The sequence below is a fragment of the Kitasatospora sp. NBC_01300 genome (genome assembly GCF_041435235.1).
GTDB lineage: Bacteria > Actinomycetota > Actinomycetes > Streptomycetales > Streptomycetaceae > Kitasatospora.
Genome location: NZ_CP108408.1, coordinates 1609628 through 1628249, shown reverse-complemented (window position 1 = coordinate 1628249; position 18622 = coordinate 1609628). Strand labels below are relative to the sequence as shown.

Sequence of the window (18622 nt, the reverse complement as noted above, 5' to 3'; positions counted from 1 at the left end):
GCCGGGCACGTGTGTGCCCGGCCCCCGGCGCCACCAGGCCACCCGGCGGGTCAGTTGACGCAGTACGTCGTCGGCAGCTGCCACTCGGGCCCGACCAGCCGCTGCTCCAGCTCGTTGAGCGTGATCCGGATGCCGACCGTCCCGGCCAGCCCGACCCGGAACCGGCTGCGGGCCAGCGCGATCAGCGCCGTCAGGCCGTACTTGTTGATCAGCGAGGTGCGGTAGCGGGCGGTGTCGTCCGGGTCGCAGAGCCGTGCGCGGGCCGGCACCGGCCGCCCGGTCGGGCGCCCGTGGGCGTCGCACGGGCCGACCAGCACCCGGGGGTGGCGCCGGATCCGTTCGGCCTCGCCGGAGTGGGCCGGGGTCCAGACGCCGAGTGCGGTGCCGTCCGGCACCACCCAGATCTGGGAGTCCTGGCGGGTGCCGTCCTCGCCGAAGGTGGTGAGCAGGAGGTATCTGCTGTCGGCGAGCTGGTCGGATCGGTCGTGCATCTGTCCTCCCTCTGGCGTGGGGGCCGGGGCCGTGGGTCGGTGCCCAGGGGTCAGTGCCCGTGGCCCTCGGTGATCTCGCGGTACTCCTCGGCGGTGGGCTTGGCGATCCGGGCGTGCTCGCCGTGGAATCCGCGGGACAGCCGGGCGCGGGTGCGGGTGAGCACGCCCGCGCTCCGGGCGGTTCCATTCTCGTCGACGGGGGCCGGCAGTTCGAGGGGGCGGGGCTGCTCGTGTGCGGTGAGCCGGTGCAGTTCGGCGGGCGCGAGCCCGGCGTGCACCTCGGTGAACTCGCCGTGCGGCAGGCGCTTGACGACGCCGGTCTCGCGTCCGTGCAGCACCTTGTCGCGGTCGCGGCGCTGGAGGCCGAGACACCAGCGTTTGGTGATGACGAAGACGGCCACCGGGACGGCGAAGAAGCCGATCCGCACGGCGTAGGTGATGGCGTTGAGCGACAGGTGCAGATGGGTGGCGATGAGGTCGTTGCCGCCGCCGGCCAGCATCACCAGGTACAGGCTGATCCAGGCGGCGCCGAGCGCGGTGCGGACGGGCGCGTTGCGCGGCCGGTCCAGCAGGTGGTGTTCGCGCTTGTCGTCGGTCACCCAGCTCTCGACGAACGGGTGGACCGCGATCGCGCCGAGGATCACCGGGAACAGCGTGAACGGGATCAGCACGCCGAGGTTGAGGGTGTGCCCCCAGAGCCCGACCTCCCAGCCGGGCATCACCCGGATCAGGCCCTCGGCGAAGCCCATGTACCAGTCGGGCTGGGCGTCGGTGGAGACCTGGTCGGGCCGGTACGGGCCGTACGCCCAGATGGGGTTGATGGTGGCGACGGCGGACATCAGCGCGACGATGCCGAAGACCAGGAAGAAGAACCCGCCGGCCTTGGCCAGGTAGACCGGCATCAGCGGCATGCCGACGACGTTCTTCTCGGTCCTCCCGGGCCCGGCCCACTGGGTGTGCTTGTGGTAGAAGACCAGGATCAGGTGCGCCACCAGCAGGCCGAGCATGATGCCGGGCACGAGCAGCACGTGGACGGTGAAGAACCGCGGGATGATGTCGTGCCCGGGGAACTCGCCGCCGAACAGGAACATCTGGACGTAGGTGCCGACCAGCGGGACGGCCAGCAGCACGCCCTCGATGAACCGGATGCCCGTCCCGGAGAGCAGGTCGTCCGGGAGCGAGTAGCCGAAGAAGCCGTCCAGCATGCCGAGGAAGAGCAGCAGGAAGCCGAAGACCCAGTTGATCTCGCGCGGCTTGCGGAACGCGCCGGTGAAGAAGACCCGCATCATGTGCACGAACATGGCCGCGACGAAGACCAGGGCGGCCCAGTGGTGGATCTGTCGGATCAGCAGACCGCCGCGGACCTCGAAGCTGATGTCCACCGTCGAGGCGTAGGCCTGCGACATGGGCACGCCCTTGAGCGGCACGTACGAGCCGTCGTAGATCACCTCGCCCATGGAGGGCTTGAAGAACAGGGTCAGCCAGACGCCGGTCAGGATGATGATCAGGAAGGTGTACAGGCAGATCTCGCCCAGCATGAAGGACCAGTGGTCCGGGAAGATCTTGCGCAGGTTGGCCCTGGCCAGGGTGTGGATCCCCAGTCGGCCGTCCGCCCAGTCGACGGCCCGCCGCCCCCGTCCTGGGTTCTGATTCCGGGTCATGTGCACGCACCTCAGTCGGAAGGAAGTGGGGATCATTCCCCGCTTCTCGCTGAGGTCACCATAATCGGGGAGTGATCCCCACTTCTACCCGGGGCGGCTGTGATCCGGACCCTGGAACCGCCGCCCCCGGAACCGCCGCCCCGGAAACGGCGAGCGGCCCGCCCGGTGCCCCAGGAAGGGGACACCGGACGGGCCGCGTACGCACCCGAGCAACCCGCAGGCGTCAGTGCACCAGCACCGGCACCTCGTCGTTCTTCGCCGCACCCGACGCCGACGCCGCGTCCGGGCGACCGGCGTTCACGAGGGTGAAGGCGATCGCGGAGGCCGCCACCAGGATCCCGAAGGACACCCAGATCGCGGTCGTGAAGCCGTGCACCATGCCCTGGAACTGCAGGGCCTGGGCGGCCGCCGGCGACGAGGCGGCCGCGGCGGTCGCGTGCGAGGCCAGCCAACTGGTGGTGGCGCTGGCCGCGATGGTGTTCAGCAGCGCGGTGCCGATGGCGCCGCCGACCTGCTGCGAGGTGTTGACCATCGCCGAGGCGACGCCCGCGTCGCGCGGCTGGACGCCGTGCGTGGCCAGGCTCATCGCCGGCATGAACGCGGTGCCCATGCCGAGACCCATCAGGACCAGGCCGGGCAGGATCAGCATCGGGTAGGAGGTGTCCAGACCGATGTTGCTCAGCAGCAGCATGCCGATCGAGGCGACCAGGAAGCCGGGGGCCATCAGGAACCGCGCCGGGACGCGGGTCATCAGCCGGGCGCCGATCTGGGTCGAGCCGGTGATCATGCCCGCCACCATCGGCAGGAACGCGACGCCGGTCAGCACCGGGCTGTAGCCGCGAACGAGCTGCAGGTAGTAGGTCAGGAACAGGAACAGGCCGAACATGCCGATCACGGCCAGGCCGAGCGACAGGTACACCCCGCCGCGGTTGCGGTCCAGCACCACGCGCAGCGGCAGCAGCGGGGCCTTGACCCGGCGCTCCACCAGGACGAACGCGGTCAGCAGCACGGCGGCCGCGACGAACAGCCCCAGCGTGCTGGCGGCCGTCCAGCCGCTGGACTCGGCGCGGGTGAAGCCGTACACCAGCGAGACCAGGCCGGTGGTCACCAGCAGCACGCCGGGGACGTCCAGCCGGTTGCGGTTGCGGCCCTCGGCGGGCTCGCGGATCACCAGGACGGCGCCCACGGCGGCGACGATGGCGAACGGGACGTTGACGAAGAAGGTCCAGCGCCAGTTCATGTACTCGGTCAGCAGGCCGCCGAGGATCAGGCCGATCGCGCCACCGCCACCGGCGATCGCGCCGTAGATGCCGAAGGCCTTGGCGCGCTCCTTGGCCTCGGTGAAGGTCACCGCCAGCAGCGACAGCGCGGCCGGGGCGAGCAGTGCGCCGAACACGCCCTGGAGGGCGCGGGCGCCGAGCAGCATCGCGGTGTTGGCCGCGGCGCCGCCGAGCGCGGAGGCGAGGGCGAAGCCGGCCAGGCCGACCACGAAGGTCCGCTTGCGGCCCCAGAGGTCCGCGATCCGGCCGCCGAACAGCAGCAGACCACCGAAGGCCAGCGCGTAGGCGGTGATCACCCACTGGCGGTTGCCGTCGGAGATGCCCAGGTCCCGCTGGGCGGACGGAAGGGCGATGTTCACGATGGTGGCGTCCAGGACGACCATCAGCTGGGCGAGGCCGATGAATATCAGCGCCTTCCAGCGCCGGGGATCGGGCAGCGTCGCCGGTCGGGCGTCGGTTTCAGGCATGGAGGTACTCACTTCGGGGTGCGTGGCGTGCGACAAGGGTCGACCGCCGTACGGGGAACGGCTGGTCGCCGTACGGGGCGTCGGTGCGGGGTGTGTGGTGCGGGGCGTGCGGGGATCAGCTCCTGGCGGGCCGGTGGTCGGCGCGGTCCGGAGGGCGGGTCGGTCGGTCGGGGTGCCGCTGGTGGGTCAGTGGTGGGGTTGGAAGTCCTCGAAGGTCGCGGCCCGGCCGGGCAGCACCGAACGGGCCGGCGTGCGCAGCCCGTCCAGGAACAGTTGCAGGTGCCGGTGGACGAAGTCGTCGAGCAGCTGGCAGGACGTCCCCGGCAGCGGCCGGGTCAGCTGGCTGATCGCGATGAACAGGTCACCGTGGTCGACGTCCGCCCGCAGTTCACCCGCCGCCCGGGCGCGCTCCATCAGACCGCTCACGGCGGCCGTCAGGCGCACGCGGGCCTCGGTGAGGTCCGGGTCGAACGGGTCGACGTGGCTGCTGAACATCGGGCAGAGCGCGCCGAGCTTCTCCGCGACGGTCGCGTGCGCGAACCGCTGCAGGGCGTCGAACGGGACGCCGTCAGGGGCGTCCGCCTCGACCGTCGCCGTCTCGGCGAGGGCCAGGATACGGCTCTTGACGAGCAGCGCCACCTCGCGGACCAGCGCCGAGCGGTCCGGGAAGTTCCGGTACAGCGTGGCGTTGCCGACCCCGGCCCGCTTCGCGATCTCGTCCAGCGGCACGTCCGCGCCGTGCTCGACGAAAGCGTCGCGAGCCGCCAGGACGATCCGCTCCCGGTTGCGGGTCGCGTCAGCGCGCAGCTTGGGCGCACGGGCGGTCTCCACGGGTCGGACCGGCTCGGTGGCGGCGGTGGTCACGGCGACTGCTCCTTCAGGATACCGGGGAAGTTCTCCCCGCTTCTGCCTACGAAAGACCAAACGGGGATTCCCTCCCCGGAAATTTCGCCTTTCGCTGTGACCTGGGTCACATTTCCCGCGCCACTCTTCCGAGCCACCCGCAACGCGCCCCGGTCCGGACCGCCGCTGTCGGATCGTGGCTCTACGGTCACAGGCATGAGCCCCGCCCCAGGAATGAGCGTCGAGATCGACGGCCCCGACCGGCCGCAGCTGCTGACCGAAGAATTCGAGGAACTCGCCCGGCTGGCAGCCCGCACGATCGAAGGTGTCCGGTTGGAGTTCCTCAACGGGAGGCTGGGAGTCAAGCCCCTGCGGGACGGCAACCACGGCCGTGTCCTCGAATGGTTGGTCCGCAGCTGTCTCCAGGCACGGCCTGAGCTCTGGCTGCACAGCCATGGCCTGAGGGTCCAGGGCACCCGGGGCGGCCGCGCGCACCCCGACGGAATGCTGGCCCCCGCCGAGGCCCTTACCGGGCAGGGGGAGTGGGTGAGCGCGGACGAGGCGCTGATGGTTGCCGAAGTCACGTCCTACGAATCCGTGGCCGACCATCGCGTCCGCGTCGAGAAGCCGCGCGCCTACGCCGAGACCGGCATCCCCGTCTACCTGTTGATCGACCGCGACTCCGCCGAGGTCACCGTCTACAGCCAGCCCGACGGTGTCCGTTACGAGACCGCGCAGATCCTCCCGTTCGGCAAGACCGTCCACCTCCCCGAGCCGGTGGGGATCTCGCTGGACACCGAGCCGCTCAAGAACTGGGTGCGCTGATCCCGGCCATGCCTCCCCGGGGGCGCTACGCCCATCGGCCTAGGCTGTGGGCGTCCCGGGCGGCCGGTGGGCCGTGGGAGTCGGGAGGGGCCCGGCGGCCGGGTGGCGAGGAGGTCCGCGATGGGCAGCGGTGAGACCGCCGAGGTGCGCTGCGTGGCGGCCGTTCCGTGCTGGGTGAGCCTGACGGCCCGGGACCTGGAGGGGGCGAAGGCGTTCTACGGGCCGCTGCTCGGCTGGGAGTTCGAGCCCGGGCCGGACCGCTTCGGCCCGTACGTGCACGCGGTGACCGGCGGGGAGGCGGTGGCCGGGCTGGGGGTCGCGGGCAGCGACTGGGCGATGCCGGTGGCGTGGACCAGCTACTTCGGGACGGAGAGCGCGGACGAGGCCGCCGACGCGGTGCGCGAGCGCGGCGCGACTCTGGCGGTGGGCCCGCTGGCCTTCGACGCCGGGCGGGTGGCCTTCGCGGCGGACCCGGCCGGGGCGGTGTTCGGCATCTGGGAGGGCCCGCTGGGCCGGGCCCGGCGGCTGGACCTGCCGGGTGCACCGGTCTGGATCGAGCTGCGCACGCCGGACCCGTTCGCGGCGGCCCTGTTCTACGGGCAGGTGTTCCGCTGGGACGGCCGTGACCCGGAGCGGTTCGACGTCCGCTGGGAGCACGACCGGGTGGTGCTGCGGGCGGAGGGCCACAGCGTCGCCGCGCTGGCGCGGGAGCAGGCGGGCGGCGCGGCGGGGCTGCCGCCGCACTGGGAGGTGTCCTTCGCCGTTCCGGACGCGGACCGGGCGCTGGCCCGGGCCGTGGAGCTGGGCGGTTCGGCGGTGGGAGCGGCCTTCGACTCCCCGTACGGGCGGGTGGCCCGGTTGCAGGACCGGGAGGGCGGCCGCTTCGCGGTGATCAGCCCGAAGAACTGACGCTCACGGCTCGGCGCTGCCCGCCTCGGCGGGCCCCGCGCCCTCAAGGCCCTCGGCGTCCGCGGCGGTTTCCGCGCGCTCGGCCCGCAGTCGGTCGCCGAGCGCGGCTCGGGTGGTGGCGGGCAGGGCCTTGCGGGCGGCCGGGAAGAGCTGCTTCTCCTCGACGGCGAGGTGGCGCCGCAGGGTGTCGGCGAGGCCGCGCAGCAGGGTGTCGAAGGCCGGGTCGGCCGGGCCGAGCCCTTGGAGGTCGGAGAGGTACTGCCCGATCGCCAGGTGTTCGTGGATGCTGCCGAACACCAGCGCCCCGCCGTCCGGCACGTCGTGCTGCACGAGCGGGAAGAGGTGTTCCTCCTCGGCCGCGCAGTGGGTGAACAGCAGGTCGGTCAGCCGGGCCAGCAGGTCGGCGCGCTCGGCGGCGCCGGCGGGTGCCTGCTCGATCCGGTCGAGCAGCTCGGTGACCGCCCGGTGGTCGGCGGTGAACTCGCCGAGGATGTCCGGCCTGCGGCTCATGGCGTGCCCGCCTCTCGCACGGATCGCGGCCCCCGCTCCTTCCAGTATCCGGCGTCGGACTCCTGGAGCGGTCGCCGCAGGTCAGGGCCGGTCGCGCCGCCCGGTGAGGGCGAGCAGGCGGGTCTGCGGGCCGGCGTCGTCGGGGACGGGCAGGGGCGGGTCGAACAGGCCGCTCCCGGAGAGGTTCCCGTAGCCGGCGAACTCGCCGAGGGCGAAGTCGACGAGTTCCGCCGGGAGCCGGGTGTGCCGTCCGACGGCTTCGGCGAGGTCCCAGCTGTGGATGACGAGGTCGGTGGTGAGCTGGTCCAGGTAGTACTGCCCGGAGACGTCCCCGAAGGAGAGGTGGACGGTGAGCTCGGTGGCGCCGGGGACGGCGAAGGCGTCCCGGGCGGCGTCGGCGGCTTCCGTCCAGGTGGTGACCGGGTCGTCGCCGAGGACGTCGCCGTCGAAGCGGCCGCCGACCTCGGAGATGGTGGCGCCCATCAGCAGTTCGGGGATCCACAGCTGTTCGCCGGTGAGGTGGTTGACGAGTTCGCGGACGGACCAGTCGGCGCACGGGGTGGGGGCGTCCCACTGGCGGGGGGTGATCAGCCGGACGCGTTCGCCGAAGGCGGCGAGGGCTTCGGGGTAGGGCGTGCCGGGTTTCGCGGCCGGCCGGTGCTGCCTGCGTTGAGCCATGTCTCCACCCTGCCCCGGGCGGGGTCCGGCCCGCGAGTTGTCCACGATCCGTCAGTTGTTCAAATTCGAACTCCAAGGTACGGTCGAGGAGTGGCCGGTTCAAATTTGAACAACAGTCGCGGGACGACCCGCCCGGCCGCGCCACCACACCCCTACGACCGATCCCGATCGATGGAGACGCGCATGCCGAGCAGCAGCCCGAGCACGACCGCCCCCACCACCACCGTCCTCCCGGGCCGGGCGACCCCCGACTCCGCGACGACCTCCCCGCACGCCTACGACGCCGGACTCCTGCTCCTGCGCCTGGCCCTCGGCCTGACCATGGCCGCGCACGGCAGCCAGAAGCTGTTCGGCTGGTTCGGCGGCGGCGGGATCGACGGCACCGGTCAGTTCTTCACCATGAGCGGCTACCCGGCGGGCAACGCCATGGCCGTGGTCGCGGGCCTCACCGAGACGCTCGGCGGGCTGGCCCTCGCCGTCGGCCTGCTGACCCCGCTGGCGGGTGCCGCGATCGTCGGCACGATGGTCAACGCGATCGCCGTCACCTGGGGCGGCGGATTCTTCGCCCCGAAGGGCAGCGAGTACGAGCTGCTGCTCACGGCGGGTGCCGCCGCGCTCGCCCTGACCGGCCCGGGTCGCTACGCCGTGGACCGCTTCCTGCCGGTGCTGCGTGCCCACCGACTGGCGTACGGCGCGGCGGCGGTCCTGGTCGGCCTGGTGACGGCCGGCGTGATCCTGCTGCTGCGGAAGTAGTCGAGCGCGGGGCGTCAACCCCCGAGCGCAGGGGCCGTGCTGGCGAATCGCCGGCACGGCCCCTGCGTCATTCCCCCGCCAATCGCTCACATGGGCGGGTCTATCCAACGTCATGTGATGTGTGCCATGGTACATGTCACACTCCCCACCGTGTGCACGACGGAGCCGCCCACGAGGCGCCGTCGCCAACGGTCCTCACCACCCCACCGGCCGCACCCCCAATGCGGCCGACGACGGCCCGGAGGCCCCCACGTGAGTTCCGCGCGTCTGCTGCGACTCCCGCAGCTGGCAAGGCTGTTAGTACTAGCCCTGACCATGTTCCTGACGATCGGCCTGTTCGCCCCACAGAGCAAGGCCGCCCCCGCCGCCGCCCCCGGCGGCGGCGCGTCCGCCCCCACCACCCCCGCCGGACCGGCGCCGCAGCCCGCCGCCGGCGCCCCCGAGCGCGGCCACGCCGACCGGCAGTTCGCCTCTGCCGACCAGCGGGCCCCGCTCCCGCTCGACACCCGGCCGGCCGAGGCCCGGCCGACCGCCAAGGCCTTCGCCCTCGGCGCGGCCGCACAGCCCTGCAACGTCGGTGACTTCACCGGCCGGACGGGCGGCGACCTGGTCCAGCACATCAAGGCCGCCGACATCCAGTGCATCAACGGGCTCTTCCAGCTCACCGGCGCGGACGCGAGGGGCGCGTTCCGCGAGGAGCAGATGACCACCGTGGCGTACGCGCTGCGCGACGCGTCCGGCAGCTACCCGGGCGACAACTCGACCTCCGTCGAGCAGCTGGTGCTGTACCTGCGCGCCGGGTACTTCGCGCAGTGGTACCACAAGGACGACGTCGGCACCTACGGCACCGCCCTCCAGACGGCGATCCGCTCCGGGCTGGACGCCTTCTTCGGCGGCGCGCACGTGCGGGACGTCGCCGCGGGCAACGCGCCCATCCTGGGCGAGGCCGTCACCCTGATCGACAGCGCGCAGGAGAACATCCGCTACCTCCCGGTGGTCAAGCAGCTGCTGAACGACTACAGCAGCGCCACCTGGAACCCGGCCGGCATGGCCTGGGCGGTCAACCCGGTCTTCACGGTGCTGTTCCGCGGCCACCAGGTGACCGGCTTCGACGCGGCGGTCGAGGCCGACCCGAGCGTGCTGGACGCGCTGTCCGGCTTTGCGACCCGCAACAACGACCAGCTCGGCGGCGACTTCGGCGTGCTGGTCTACAACGCGGCCAAGGAGCTGACCCGCTTCCTGAAGGACACGGCGCTCCAGCCCAAGGTCCGTCCGCTCGCCAAGTCGCTGGTCGCGCAGTCCGCGCCGAACGGCCGCACCGTCTACCAGTGGGCCGCGGTCGCGGACGGCGTCGGCTACTACGACGCCGCCAACTGCGCCTACTACGGCACCTGCAACGCCTCCGACCAGCTCAAGGCGGGCGTGCTGACGGTCAACTACACCTGCAGCCCGAGCATCAAGCTGATCGCCCAGGCGCTGGACAACACCCAGCTGGGCACCGCCTGCACCAGCCTCACCGGCCAGGACGCGTACTTCCACTCGGTGGTGCGCGACAACGGTCCGGTCAAGGACGACGGCAACACCACGATCGAGGTCGTGGTCTTCCACTCCTCCCTGGACTACCAGGTGCTGGCCGCGGCCATCTACGGCATCGACACCAACAACGGCGGCATGTACCTGGAGGGCGACCCGGCCAAGGCCGGCAACCAGCCGCGCTTCCTCTGCTACGAGGCCGAGTGGGCCCGCCCGTCGTTCGAGATCTGGAACCTCAACCACGAGTACACCCACTACCTCGACGGCCGGTTCGACATGTACGGCGACTTCAACGCCGGCATGACCACCCCGACCGTCTGGTGGGTCGAGGGCTTCGCCGAGTACATCTCGTACTCGTACCGCAAGGTGACCAACGACGCCGCCATCGCGGCGGCCGCCCAGCACACCTACAAGCTGAGCGACCTCTTCGACACCGCCTACGGTGACCAGGACCGGGTCTACCGCTGGGGCTACCTCGCCGTCCGCTACATGCTGGAGCAGCACCGCGGCGACCTGGACTCCGTCCTCGCCAAGTACCGCGTCGGCGACTGGGCCGGCGCCCGCACCCTGCTCAAGACCACCATCGGCACCCGCTACGACGCCGGCTTCGACAGCTGGCTGACGGCGTGCGCCAACGGCGCCTGCGCCTCCGGCGGTGGCACGCCCACCCAGCCGCAGCTGCCGGAGTGCGCCGGCACCGACATCCGCAAGCTGGACGCCAACTGCGCCCGCAGCAACATCGCGGCGACCACCGGCAACTACGCGCACTTCTACCTCCTGGTGCCGGCGGGCACCAAGCAGGTGAAGGTCACCACCAGTGGCGGTACCGGCAACGGTGACCTCTACTACAACCCGGCCAGCTGGGCGTACACCGACTCCAGCACGGCGCACTCGGCGGGTCCGGACAACTCCGAGACCCTGACGATCACCAACCCGCCGGCCGGCTACGTCTACTTCAGCCTCTACGCCCAGCAGGGCTTCAGCGGGGTGAGCGTCACGAGCGAACTCTGACCGGACGCTCGTCGAGCGACCGAATACGGACAGGTGACCGCCCCGGCGGAGCGCTTCGGCGCCCCGCCGGGGCGGGTCCGTTCCCGCCGGCGGCCGGGCCGGACAGGGCCTATTCGCCGATCCGGACCAGCGCCAGGGTGATGTTGTCCGGACCGCCGGCCGCGATCGCCGCCTTCCAGAGCTCGAACGCGGCCCTCCCGTCGGCGCGGTCGGAGCCGTCGTCCGGCCGGGCGAGCAGTGCGGCCAGCTCCTCCTCCGGCACCGGGTCGGTCAGGCCGTCGCTGCACACCAGGTAGCGGTCGCCGGCGGCCAGCGGTGCGGCGCGCACGTGCGGCTCGACGAAGGTCAGTCCGAGCGAGCCGCCCAGGGTCTGGGTGACCACCGAGGTGGTGCGCCGGCCGGGCGGCAGCGGCGGGCTGTCGTCCACGCTCACCCGGCGCAGCCCGTCCGGGGTGACCTGGTAGACCCGGCTGTCGCCCACGTTGAAGGCCACCGCCCGGCCGGGCAGCAGGACCAGGCCGGCCACCGTGGTGCCCATCGCGGCCAGCTCGGGTTCGCCGGCGGCGGCCGCGTACACCGCCCGGTTGCACTCCTGGAGTTCCTCCCGGACGGCCTCCTCGCCGTCCAGTGCGGCGCCGTCGGCGGCCAGTCGGCGGGCCACCAGGGCGCTGGCGACCTCGCCGCCGGGGTGGCCGCCCAGGCCGTCCGCGACGGCGACCACGCAGGGCGGGCCGAGCGGGAACAGCAGGGTCTGCGGGTTGCCCGTCACGGTGGCGCAGAGTGTCCAGGGCCCGACCGTGAGGCTGTCCTCGTTGTGCTGCCGCACCAGGCCCTCGTGGCTCAGCGCGCTCACCGCGATGTACGCCGTCATCGGCTCGCCGCCCTTCCGGAGCTCCCCCCTCAATTGTGGGCGGGAATAACGATCCGCACCCGGGTGCTAAGGTGGTTGAAAGTTTAACGATCCGCCCCGAGAACCCCGTGCGCCCGAGCGCCCGGGCGAGGGGCCGACCTGGAGTGTGGTGAGCAGCATGCAGTTCGGAATCTTCACCGTCGGCGACGTCACCCCCGACCCGACCACCGGCCGCACCCCGAGCGAGCACGAGCGGATCAAGGCCATGGTGGCCATCGCGCGCAAGGCGGAGGAGGTCGGCCTCGACGTCTTCGCGACCGGCGAGCACCACAACCCGCCGTTCGTCCCGTCCTCGCCGACGACCATGCTCGGCTACGTCGCCGCGCAGACCGACCGCATCATCCTCTCCACCTCGACCACGCTGATCACCACCAACGACCCGGTGAAGATCGCCGAGGACTTCGCGATGCTCCAGCACCTCGCCGACGGCCGGGTGGACCTCATGATGGGCCGCGGCAACACCGGCCCGGTCTACCCGTGGTTCGGCAAGGACATCCGCCAGGGCATCCCGCTCGCGATCGAGAACTACGCGCTGCTGCACCAGCTGTGGCGCGAGGAGGTGGTGGACTGGCAGGGCCGCTTCCGCACCCCGCTGCAGTCCTTCACCTCCACCCCGCGCCCGCTGGACGGCGTCGCGCCGTTCGTCTGGCACGGCTCGATCCGTAGCCCGGAGATCGCCGAGCAGGCCGCCTACTACGGGGACGGCTTCTTCGCGAACAACATCTTCTGGCCCAAGGAGCACTTCCAGAAGCTGGTCGCCCTCTACCGCGAGCGCTACGCCCACTACGGCCACGGCACGCCCGAGCAGGCGTACGTCGGCCTCGGCGGGCAGGTGTTCATGCGGCGCAACTCGCAGGACGCGGTGCGGGAGTTCCGCCCGTACTTCGACAACGCGCCGGTGTACGGGCACGGGCCCTCGCTGGAGGAGTTCACCGAGCAGACCCCGCTGACCGTGGGCAGCCCGCAGGAGGTCATCGAGAAGACGCTGGCCTTCCGCGAGTCCTTCGGCGACTACCAGCGCCAGCTGTTCCTGATGGACCACGCCGGCCTGCCGCTGAAGACCGTGCTGGAGCAGCTGGACCTGCTCGGCGAGGAGGTCGTGCCGGTGCTGCGCGAGGAGTTCGCCAGGAACCGCCCGGCCGCGGTGCCGGACGGGCCGACGCACGCCGCGCGGGTCGCGGCCCGCGACGAGGAGTCCGCCGACGGGAAGTCCGTCGACGGGGAGACCATGGAGGTGGCCAAGTGACCGCGTACCGGCTGGTGGTGGTGAGCGCCGGGCTGAGCAAGCCGTCCTCGACCCGGCTGCTGGCCGACCGCCTCTCCGAATCGACGATCCGCCAACTGTCCGACACCGGGCGGCAGGTGGACGTCACGGTGGTCGAACTGCGCGACCTGGCCACGGAGATGGCCCACCACTTCGTCACCGGCTTCCCCGGCGCGGCGTTGCGCGGGGCGATCGACGCGGTGACCGGGGCGGACGCGGTGATCGCGGTGACGCCGATCTTCACCGCCTCCTACAGCGGCCTGTTCAAGTCCTTCTTCGACCTGGTCGACCACGACGCGCTCACCGGCAAGCCGGTGCTGATCGCCGCCACCGGCGGCACGCCCCGGCACTCGCTCGCCCTGGAGCACGCCGTCCGGCCGCTGTTCAGCTACCTGCGCGCGGTGGTGGTCCCGACCGCCGTCTACGCGGCCACCGACGACTGGGGCGCGGCGGGGGACGGGCTCACCGACGGCCTCCCGGGCCGGATCGACCGCGCGGCGGGCGAACTGGCGGCGCTGCTGGCCGGCCGCGGCCCGGCGGCGCCGGCGCTGCCCGAACAGGTGGTGCCGTTCGCCGAGCAGCTGGCGGCCCTGCGGGTCTGACAGCCGGGGTGGAAGGGGCGGGCGCGTGACGGCGCGTCCGCCCCTTCCGCGTGCCCACCGGCGGCGGGCGCCCCCGGACGGCCTCACCGGACGGCGCGTCCGGGAGGGCCGTTCGGGGGAGTGCCGCCCGCGCCGAATGGCCCGCTATGGGGTGTAATCGTACGCATGATCAGATGTTCGCCGGTCCGTCACGCCGCTGGTCCGTCACACCGTCGGCCCGCCCGGCCGGCCGCAGCCGCGGCACGCTGACCACCGGCCACGAGCGGGACGCCCCCCGGCCTCCTGCACCACCGTGTGGACCACCGTGGAGGAACCCTCGCCATGCAGGCCGAACCGCAAGCCGTGCTCTCCCCGCTGACCAGCGCGGCGGTCTTCCTGGTCCTCACCGTCGAGCCCGGCGGCGAGGACGCCGTCCGCGACCTGCTGCCCGACCTCGCCGGGCTGCGCCGTGCGGTCGGCTTCCGGGCCCCCGAGGGGGGCCTCACCTGCGTCACCGGCATCGGCTCGGACGCCTGGGACCGGCTCTTCGACGGCCCCAGGCCGGCCGGCCTGCACCCCTTCCGGGAGGTGGCCGGCACCCGCCACCGGGCCCCGGCCACCCCCGGTGACCTGCTGCTGCACCTGCGGGCCGCCCGGATGGACCTGTGCTTCGAGCTGGCCGGCCAGCTCACCGGCCGGCTGGCCGGGGCGGCCACCGTGGTGGACTCCGTCCAGGGCTTCAAGTACTTCGACGACCGGGACCTGCTCGGCTTCGTCGACGGCACCGAGAACCCCGAGGGCCGGGCCGCCGAGACCGCCGCCGTGGTCGGCGCCGAGGACCCGGACTTCACCGGCGGCAGCTACGTCATCGTCCAGAAGTACCTGCACGACCTGGACGCGTGGAACGCGCTGAGCGTCGAGGACCAGGAGCGGGCGGTCGGCCGCACCAAGCTCACCGACATCGAGCTCGACGACGCCGTCAAACCGGCCGACTCGCACGTCGCGCTCAGCACCGTGACCGGGCCGGACGGCGAGGAACGGCAGATCGTCCGCTACAACATGGCCTTCGGCTCGTTCGACCGCGGCGGCGAGTTCGGCACCTACTTCATCGGCTACGCGCGCGATCCCGAGGTGACCGAGGAGATGCTGCGCAACATGTTCGTGGGCCGCCCGCCCGGCACCACCGACCGGCTGCTCGACTTCTCCACCGCCGCCACCGGCTCGCTGTTCTTCGTCCCGACCGCCGACTTCCTCGACGCCCCGCCGCCCGCGCCATCGGCGCCCCCGGTGCGGTCGGCGCCGCCCGAGCCGCCCGCACCGCCCGAGCCGGGTGCTCCCCCCGCGAGCGGCTCGCTCGGCATCGGCAGCCTGCGCGGCACGCCCTGAACCGGACCTCCCGACAAGGACCCGCACCATGAACAACCTGCACCGCGACCTCGCCCCCGTCTCCGCCGCAGCCTGGGCGGAGATCGAGGAGGAGGCCCGCCAGACCTTCAAGCTCCACATCGCCGGCCGCCGCGTGGTCGACCTGAACGGCCCCGACGGCTCCACCCTCGCCGCCGTCGGCACCGGCCACCTGACCGGCATCGAACCGCCCGCCGACGGCGTCCAGGCCCACGCCCGCGCCGCCCAGCCGGTGGTCGAGCTGCGCGTCCCCTTCACCGTCCGCCGCGAGGCCGTCGACGACGTCGAGCGCGGCTCCCGCGACTCCGACTGGCAGCCGGTGAAGGACGCCGCCCGCACCATCGCCCTCGCCGAGGACCGCGCCGTCTTCGAGGGCTACCGCGCCGCCGCCATCGAGGGCATCCGGGCCGGCTCCACCAACCCGCCGGTCCAGCTCCCCGAGGACGTCCGCGAGTACCCCGAGGCCGTCAGCCGCGCCCTCACCGCGCTGCGCCTGGCCGGCGTCGGCGGCCCCTACTCGCTCCTGCTCGGCGCGGACACCTTCACCGCCGTCAACGAGACCAGCGACCACGGCTACCCCGTCCACAACCACCTCGCCCGCCTCCTCGACGGGGACATCATCTGGGCCCCCGCCATCGAGGGCGCCCTCCTCCTCTCCACCCGGGGCGGCGACTTCGAGCTCTTCCTCGGCCAGGACGTCTCCGTCGGCTACCTCTCCCACGACGCCGACACCGTGCGGCTCTACCTCCAGGAGTCCCTGACCTTCCGCGTCTACACGGGGGAGGCCGCCGTGGTGCTGGCCGCCTGAGGGCGCCCTGAGGCCCAGCGCACACCGGGAAGGGTACTGAGTTCCTTTACCAGGGGTACTGAGTGCCGTATCCTCTTCGTGGAGCCTCCGACACCAGTCGAAGAGCGCCGACACGGTATGCCGGTCCAGGTGGCGCTCACGGCGCGCAGGGCGCGGCCGGGCCGGGATTGGCACTCAGTACCCTCGGCATGACGTGAGGCCATCGACCAGCGCGACCGTGACAGGAGAACCACTCATGAGCTTGAGGATCGTCGTCTGTGTGAAGTACGTGCCGGACGCGACGGGTGACCGTCGGTTCGCGGACGACCACACCACCGACCGGGAGGGTGTGGACGGCCTCCTGTCGGAGCTCGACGAGTACGGCGTGGAGCAGGCGCTGCGGATCGCGGCGGCGAACGAGGGCGCCGAGGTGACGGTGCTGACGGTCGGGCCGGACGACGCGAAGGACGCGCTGCGCAAGGCGCTGTCGATGGGTGCGGACAAGGCCGTGCACGTGAACGACGAGGACATCCACGGTTCGGATGTGATCGGGACGTCGGCGGTGCTGGCGAAGGCGCTGGAGAAGACCGGGTTCGACCTGGTGATCGGTGGGATGGCGTCGACGGACGGTTCGATGGGCGTGCTGCCGGCGCTGCTGGCGGAGCGTCTGGGCGTGGCGCAGGTGACGCTGCTGTCCGAGGTGTCGGTCGAGGGCGGTGTGGTGCGGGGCCGTCGTGACGGTGACGCGGCGACCGAGCTGGTCGAGGCGGCGCTGCCGGCGGTGGTGTCGGTGACCGACCAGTCGGGTGAGGCCCGGTACCCGTCGTTCAAGGGGATCATGGCGGCGAAGAAGAAGCCGGTCCAGTCGCTGGACCTGGACGATCTGGGCATCGAGGCCGACGAGGTCGGTCTGGCGGGTGCGTGGACGGCGGTGGAGTCGGTGGCGGCGCGTCCGGCGCGGACCGCGGGCACGGTCGTCAAGGACGAGGGCGAGGGCGGCAAGCAGCTCGCCGGCTTCCTCGCCGACCAGAAGTTCATCTGAGCCGGCCCGGCCGAGCCACCCACCCCCTGCCACAGCGAAACACGGAGACATTGAGCAATGGCTGAGATTCTCGTCCTGGTGGACCACGCCGACGGTGCGGTCCGCAAGCCGGCCCTCGAACTGCTGACCCTGGCCCGCCGGATCGGCGAGCCGTCCGCGGTCGTGCTGGGCGCCGGTGCCGCCGCCGCCGACCTCGCGGCCAAGGCCGCCGAGTACGGTGCGGCCAAGGTGTACGTCGCCGAGGGCGCGGAGTTCACCGACCAGCTGGTCGTCCCGAAGGTGGACGCCCTCACCCAGATCGCCAAGGCCAACGACGCCGCGGCCGTCCTGGTCACCTCCTCCGGCGAGGGCAAGGAGATCGCGGCCCGCGTCGCACTGCGGCTGGGCTCCGGCATCATCACCGACGCCATCGACCTGCGCGCGGGCGACAGCGGCCCGATCGCCACCCAGTCGGTGTTCGCCGCCTCGTACACCGTCGACTCGCGCGTCAGCAACGGCGTGCCGGTCATCACCGTCAAGCCGAACGCGGTGGCCCCCGAGGCCGTGGCGGGCGCGGGCGCGGTGGAGAACGTGGCGGTGGAGTTCACCGGCAACGCGGCCAAGGTCACCTCGCGCACCCCGCGGGTCTCGACCGGACGCCCGGAGCTGACCGAGGCCGCGATCGTGGTCTCGGGCGGCCGTGGCGTCGGCGAGGCGGCCGGCTTCGGCGTCGTCGAGGAGCTCGCGGACGTGCTGGGCGCGGCCGTCGGTGCCTCGCGTGCCGCCGTCGACGCGGGCTGGTACCCGCACAGCAACCAGGTCGGCCAGACCGGCAAGCAGGTCTCGCCGCAGCTGTACGTGGCCAACGGCATCTCCGGCGCCATCCAGCACCGGGCGGGCATGCAGACCTCGAAGACCATCGTCGCGGTCAACAAGGACCCGGAGGCCCCGATCTTCGAGCTGGCGGACTACGGCGTGGTCGGCGACCTGTTCGCCGTGCTGCCGCAGCTGACCGCCGAGGTGAAGGCCCGCAAGGGCTGATCCCCCTACACGACAGTCGGAGGGCGTGGCACCGGGTACCCGGTGCCACGCCCTCCGCCGTGTGGTGGACGCTACTCGGCGAAGGCCGCGAGGTGCTGGGTGAACCCGCCCTGGACGGGCGGCAGCGGGCGCGGCTCGACGTCCGCCGGCGGCTGCGGCCCCTCCACCGGCAGCAGCCGCAGCTCGGGCTGCTCGGAGCCGGGGGCGGACAGCAGCCGCACCCGCGTCCCGACCGGGACGGTGCTGCGCAGCCCGTCGACGATGCACCAGACGTCGAAGCCCTCGGCCATCCGGATCAGCGACTTCTGACGGACCAGTGGCGTCCGGGCCTGCTCGACCTCGCAGCGCCGGACCACGCCGGTGCCCTCGCTGGGCTCCAGCCGCAGCTCGGTGGAGCCGCAGGTGGGGCAGAGCAGCCGCTGGAAGGTCGGGTTGCAGCACCACGAGCAGCGCTGGAAGTACAGCGTGGTGCTCCGGGTGTCGGCATCGATGGCTGAGTGGACCACGCTGTCATCTCCCTGCGCTCGGACCGGCTTGTTCGGCAGAAGTTCGGCAGAAAAAAGGATAGGGAACTCAGTGCCGCCATGTGAAGGCACTGAGTTCCCTTTTTGCCGCGTGGGTGCATAATGAAGGGTACTGAGTACCGTCGTGAA

18 protein-coding genes are annotated in these 18622 nt (G+C 72.2%); 10 read left to right on the top strand and 8 right to left on the bottom strand.

Annotated elements, in window-relative coordinates; all coding sequences use genetic code 11:
• Nucleotides 1-50: 50 nt before the first annotated feature.
• From OG556_RS07125 to OG556_RS07110, 4 genes are all read right to left on the bottom strand, one after another.
• Entirely contained in the window at nt 51-491 is a 441-nt protein-coding gene (locus OG556_RS07125; protein ID WP_371516356.1) for a PPOX class F420-dependent oxidoreductase, read from the bottom strand.
• A gap of 50 nt (nt 492-541) precedes the next feature.
• Nucleotides 542-2152 (bottom strand): cytochrome bc complex cytochrome b subunit, encoded by a 1611-nt coding sequence (locus tag OG556_RS07120; RefSeq protein ID WP_371516355.1) that lies wholly within the window; start codon nt 2150-2152, stop codon nt 542-544.
• 223 nt (nt 2153-2375) lie between these two features.
• Entirely contained in the window at nt 2376-3899 is a 1524-nt protein-coding gene (locus OG556_RS07115) for an MFS transporter (RefSeq protein WP_371516354.1), read from the bottom strand.
• 186 nt (nt 3900-4085) lie between these two features.
• The gene (locus tag OG556_RS07110) at nt 4086-4763 is read right to left on the bottom strand and encodes a TetR/AcrR family transcriptional regulator (protein WP_371516353.1); all 678 of its coding nucleotides are present in this window, start codon (nt 4761-4763) and stop codon (nt 4086-4088) included.
• A 195-nt stretch (nt 4764-4958) separates the two neighbouring features.
• On the opposite strand from OG556_RS07110, the gene OG556_RS07105 reads away from it, so the two are divergent.
• Nucleotides 4959-5567: a Uma2 family endonuclease gene (locus OG556_RS07105; protein ID WP_371516352.1), complete on the top strand. Its 609-nt coding sequence runs from the start codon at nt 4959-4961 to the stop codon at nt 5565-5567.
• 120 nt (nt 5568-5687) lie between these two features.
• Entirely contained in the window at nt 5688-6476 is a 789-nt protein-coding gene (locus OG556_RS07100) for a VOC family protein (RefSeq protein WP_371516351.1), read from the top strand.
• Between the two features lie 3 nt (nt 6477-6479).
• Here the strand turns inward: OG556_RS07100 and OG556_RS07095 are convergent, their stop codons facing one another.
• The gene (locus OG556_RS07095; RefSeq protein WP_371516350.1) at nt 6480-6986 is read right to left on the bottom strand and encodes a hemerythrin domain-containing protein; all 507 of its coding nucleotides are present in this window, start codon (nt 6984-6986) and stop codon (nt 6480-6482) included.
• An 81-nt stretch (nt 6987-7067) separates the two neighbouring features.
• Nucleotides 7068-7664, bottom strand: a complete 597-nt coding sequence (locus OG556_RS07090) for a TIGR03086 family metal-binding protein (protein WP_371516349.1) — start codon at nt 7662-7664, stop codon at nt 7068-7070.
• A 183-nt stretch (nt 7665-7847) separates the two neighbouring features.
• Between OG556_RS07090 and OG556_RS07085 the strand changes: the two genes are divergently transcribed.
• A complete protein-coding gene (locus tag OG556_RS07085; RefSeq protein ID WP_063346958.1) occupies nt 7848-8417 on the top strand; it encodes a DoxX family protein in 570 nt (189 codons plus the stop codon).
• A 315-nt stretch (nt 8418-8732) separates the two neighbouring features.
• A complete protein-coding gene (locus tag OG556_RS07080) occupies nt 8733-10961 on the top strand; it encodes a M9 family metallopeptidase (protein ID WP_371516348.1) in 2229 nt (742 codons plus the stop codon).
• Between the two features lie 109 nt (nt 10962-11070).
• Here the strand turns inward: OG556_RS07080 and OG556_RS07075 are convergent, their stop codons facing one another.
• Entirely contained in the window at nt 11071-11832 is a 762-nt protein-coding gene (locus tag OG556_RS07075) for a PP2C family serine/threonine-protein phosphatase (RefSeq protein WP_371516347.1), read from the bottom strand.
• Between the two features lie 157 nt (nt 11833-11989).
• Between OG556_RS07075 and OG556_RS07070 the strand changes: the two genes are divergently transcribed.
• The 6 genes from OG556_RS07070 (at nt 11990) to OG556_RS07045 (ending at nt 17969) form a co-directional block, all read left to right on the top strand.
• Nucleotides 11990-13117 carry an LLM class flavin-dependent oxidoreductase gene (locus OG556_RS07070; protein ID WP_371516346.1) on the top strand — a complete coding sequence of 376 codons (1128 nt, stop codon included), beginning with the start codon at nt 11990-11992 and terminating at the stop codon, nt 13115-13117.
• Nucleotides 13114-13737, top strand: a complete 624-nt coding sequence (locus OG556_RS07065) for an FMN reductase (RefSeq protein WP_371516345.1) — start codon at nt 13114-13116, stop codon at nt 13735-13737. The genes OG556_RS07070 and OG556_RS07065 overlap by 4 nt, the downstream gene beginning before the upstream one ends.
• Before the next feature lie 321 nt (nt 13738-14058).
• Nucleotides 14059-15102 carry a Dyp-type peroxidase gene (locus OG556_RS07060; protein ID WP_371516344.1) on the top strand — a complete coding sequence of 348 codons (1044 nt, stop codon included), beginning with the start codon at nt 14059-14061 and terminating at the stop codon, nt 15100-15102.
• A 28-nt stretch (nt 15103-15130) separates the two neighbouring features.
• On the top strand, nt 15131-15928 hold the full coding sequence (locus OG556_RS07055; RefSeq protein ID WP_350884446.1) for a family 1 encapsulin nanocompartment shell protein: 798 nt from the start codon (nt 15131-15133) through the stop codon (nt 15926-15928).
• Between the two features lie 235 nt (nt 15929-16163).
• Nucleotides 16164-16949: an electron transfer flavoprotein subunit beta/FixA family protein gene (locus OG556_RS07050; RefSeq protein WP_079135488.1), complete on the top strand. Its 786-nt coding sequence runs from the start codon at nt 16164-16166 to the stop codon at nt 16947-16949.
• Between the two features lie 57 nt (nt 16950-17006).
• The gene (locus OG556_RS07045) at nt 17007-17969 is read left to right on the top strand and encodes an electron transfer flavoprotein subunit alpha/FixB family protein (RefSeq protein WP_371516343.1); all 963 of its coding nucleotides are present in this window, start codon (nt 17007-17009) and stop codon (nt 17967-17969) included.
• A gap of 71 nt (nt 17970-18040) precedes the next feature.
• On the opposite strand, the gene OG556_RS07040 is transcribed toward OG556_RS07045, so the two are convergent.
• A complete protein-coding gene (locus OG556_RS07040) occupies nt 18041-18475 on the bottom strand; it encodes a hypothetical protein (RefSeq protein ID WP_371516342.1) in 435 nt (144 codons plus the stop codon).
• Nucleotides 18476-18622 lie beyond the last annotated feature (147 nt).